Raw genomic sequence first — 3336 nt, forward strand, 5'->3', positions numbered from 1 at the left:
GGCCCCACCGACGCGGGGCCGGCGACCTTGATCAGCCGCGAATTGAGGTAGGCGTACCAGCCGCCGGCTTCGCGGACGCGTTCGCGAAGGGGAGGGCGGTCCGGGTCGCTGCGCGTCATGATCATTAGTGTACTAACGAATGGCTAGACTCGGGGGCGTGGACGGTGCCGACGACCTGCTGAAGCTCGAGAACCAGGTCTGTTTCGCCATCGTCACCGCCGCCCGCAACGTCGTCGCGATCTATCGCCCGGTGCTGGAGCCCCTCGGGTTGACGCACCCGCAGTACCTCGTGATGCTCGCGCTCTGGGAGAGCACCCCGCGGTCGCTGCGGAACCTCGCCGACGAACTGGCGATGGAGCCGGCCACCCTGTCGCCGCTGGTCAAGCGGCTCGAAGCGCAGGGCCGGGTCACCCGCACCCGTCGTCACGACGACGAGCGCGTGCTCGACATCGGCCTCACCGAGGCGGGAGCCGCCTTGCGCCAAGAGGCCCGGCGGGTGCCGGAGCAGATCATGCAGCGTGTGGGGGTGGATGCCGCGGCGGTCGCGGCCCTGCGGGACGGGCTCGCCCCGTTCGCGGGAACGGGGCGAGCCTGACCGTCAGCGCAGAGGCGCCTGCCAGCGGTCCCAGACGCGGTGCTCGGGCATGAGGTTGAGCACGCCGGCCACGACCTGCTCGGCCGTTCCCGCGACGACGCCCGGGGCGTCGACGGGGATGCGCGCGTTGCGCAGCAGCGCGCTCGCGGCATCCGTCACGCCGATCGCCTTGCCGTGGCGGAAGGCCTCGTCGAAGAGCCGCGCGGTGCGCGGGTCGGGCGACGCGGACAGCGCGATGAGCGCGTCGAACTCGATGCTCGCGGCGGTGTGGGCCGTGCGCTGCACAGGCACCGCGCCGAGCATGCCGCCGCGCGGGGCCACCACCAGCGGCACGGCGCCCGTGGCGTGGATCGCCGCCCGCGCGCGGCCGAGCTCGCCCTGCTCGGTGTGCTCATCCGCGATGATGCCGACGGTGCGGCCCTCGATCGGCCACCGCCGGCCGATCAACGACAGCGCCGGGCTCGGTGGCGCGTCGGTCACGGGAACGGTGGCCTCGGGGGCGGGCAGTCCCAGCGCGTCGGCGACCGAGGCGCAGAGGCCGGCGTCGATGTTGGCGAGGGCCTGCAGCTGACGCTCCTTGATGGCTTGCTCGTAGCACTTGCCCAGTTCGAACGCGTAGGCCTCGGCGACGTGCTGCTGCTCGATCGGCGTGAGCGAGCGGTAGAACAGCCGTGCCTGCGAGTAGTGGTCGTCGAAGCTCGCCGGCTGGGCGCGCTCCTTCACCGACTCGGCGACCCGAACCGGCAAGTCGGTGAACGCCGACTCGTCCGCCCCGGCGTGGAACGGGCAGCCGCCGTCGAGCGAGTTCGGCTGGTACGGGGCGACGCCACGGTGCACGGCCGTCTGGTGCATGCCGTCGCGCAGCATGTCGTTGACGTCGGCGTGGGGGCGGTTGATCGGCAGCTGGGCGAAGTTCGGCCCGCCCAGCCGGCTGATCTGCGTGTCGAGGTAGGAGAAGAGCCGGCCCTGCAGCAGCGGGTCGTTCGTCACGTCGATGCCCGGCACGAGATGGCCCGGGTGGAAGGCGACCTGCTCCGTCTCGGCGAAGAAGTTCGTCGGATTGGCATCCAGCGTCAGGGTGCCCACCACCTGCAGCGGCGCGAGTTCCTCGGGAATGAACTTCGTGGGATCGAGCAGGTCGATGCCTTGGAAGGTCTCGTCCTCGGTGTCGGGCATGACCTGCAGGGCCAGGTCCCACTGCGGGAAGGCGCCGGCCTCGATCGCGTCGGCGAGGTCGCGGCGGTGGAAGTCGGGGTCCTTGCCCGCCGCCAGCTGCGCCTCCTCCCACGTGAGGGCGTGCGTGCCGAGCTTGGGACGCCAATGGAACTTCACCAGCGACGTGGCGCCCTCCGCGTTCACCATGCGGAAGGTGTGCACCCCGAAGCCTTCCATCATCCGATAGGAGCGGGGGATGCCGCGGTCGGACATGTTCCACATGGCGTGGGCCTGCGCCTCGGTGTGCAGGGAGACGAAGTCCCAGAACGTGTCATGGGCGGACTGCGCCTGCGGGATCTCGCGGTCGGGGTGGGGCTTTCCGGCGTGGATGACGTCGGGGAACTTGATGGCGTCCTGGATGAAGAACACGGGGATGTTGTTCGCGACGAGGTCGTAGACGCCCTCCTCGGTGTAGAACTTCGTGGAGAACCCTCTCGTGTCGCGCACGGTGTCCGCCGAGCCGCGCGAGCCGAGCACGGTCGAGAACCGGGTGAACACCCGGGTGGTCGCGCCCTTCTGCAGGAACTGGGCGTGGGTGACCGACGAGGCGGCGCCGTTGGCGCGGAAGGTGCCGTGGGCGGCGGCGCCGCGGGCGTGCACGACCCGCTCGGGGATGCGCTCGTGGTCGAAGTGGGTGATCTTCTCCCGCAGGTGGTGGTCCTGCAGGAGCACCGGCCCCCGCGCCCCCGCCTTGAGGGAGTGGTCGGTGTCGCGCACGCGGGCGCCTTGGGCCGTGGTGAGCCCGCCGCCCTGCTGTGCGGTGCTGCTCGGGGGGAGCCCCGTCTCGGCACCCGTGGGGGTCACCGTCTTCGGAGCCGCCTGGTCGGGCTTGGGAGGCAGCGGCTCGGTCGGCTCGGTGGGCTCGGCCGGAGCCGGCGGCACCGGCGCGGGGGCGCCGGGGATCACGATGTCGTCGCGGGTGGGCTTGCGGTCCTTGTGCAATGGATCCTCCATCGTCGCGGGGGGTGGACTGCACGGCACGCTACGTGGCGGCGCGACCGCTTTCCGCTGGTTGACGCCTGGCGGACGGTGCCCTAACGCGCGCGCCTCGCAGGGTTTTCCGAGCCGGTGTCCGAGGCGCCGCCTAGACTTGATCAGTGCCCATCGTCTCTGTCCCTGCGCCCGGAAACTCCCGCGGAACGCTCAGCGTCCGCGGTGCCCGCGTACACAATCTGAAGAACGTCGACCTCGACATTCCGCGCGACGCGCTCGTCGTGTTCACCGGTCTCTCGGGCTCAGGAAAGTCGAGTCTGGCGTTCGACACCATCTTCGCCGAGGGGCAGCGGCGCTACGTCGAGTCGCTGAGTTCGTATGCCCGCCAGTTCCTCGGGCAGGTCGACCGGCCCGACGTGGACTTCATCGAAGGCCTGAGCCCGGCCGTCTCGATCGATCAGAAGTCGACCAACCGCAACCCGCGCTCGACGGTGGGCACGATCACCGAGATCCACGACTACATGCGACTGCTCTGGGCGCGCATCGGGGTGCCACACTGCCCGGAGTGCGGTGAGCGCATCCAGCGTCAGACG

2 protein-coding genes and 1 pseudogene are annotated in these 3336 nt (G+C 70.7%); 2 read left to right on the plus strand and 1 reads right to left on the minus strand.

Annotated features, from left to right (window positions below):
- The first annotated feature begins 139 nt into the window (after positions 1 to 139).
- Complete coding sequence (locus NQ160_RS21020; protein ID WP_374113694.1) at positions 140 to 595, plus strand: MarR family winged helix-turn-helix transcriptional regulator; 456 nt, start codon at positions 140 to 142, stop codon at positions 593 to 595.
- A gap of 3 nt (positions 596 to 598) precedes the next feature.
- Here NQ160_RS21020 and NQ160_RS21025 read toward each other — a convergent pair whose 3' ends face one another.
- The gene (locus NQ160_RS21025; RefSeq protein WP_257517027.1) at positions 599 to 2764 is read right to left on the minus strand and encodes a catalase; all 2166 of its coding nucleotides are present in this window, start codon (positions 2762 to 2764) and stop codon (positions 599 to 601) included.
- Between the two features lie 143 nt (positions 2765 to 2907).
- On the opposite strand from NQ160_RS21025, the pseudogene NQ160_RS21030 reads away from it, so the two are divergent.
- Positions 2908 to 3336 (plus strand): annotated as a pseudogene (locus NQ160_RS21030) (excinuclease ABC subunit UvrA); the annotation flags it as partial.

This window comes from Microbacterium sp. zg.Y909, assembly GCF_024626565.1.

Bases quoted from the DNA above. Each gene is read 5' to 3' on its own strand.
- NQ160_RS21025 (WP_257517027.1), bottom strand. From the start codon at position 2,764: ATGGAGGATCCATTGCACAAGGACCGCAAGCCCACCCGCGACGACATC.
- NQ160_RS21020 (WP_374113694.1), top strand. From the start codon at position 140: ATGGCTAGACTCGGGGGCGTGGACGGTGCCGACGACCTGCTGAAGCTC.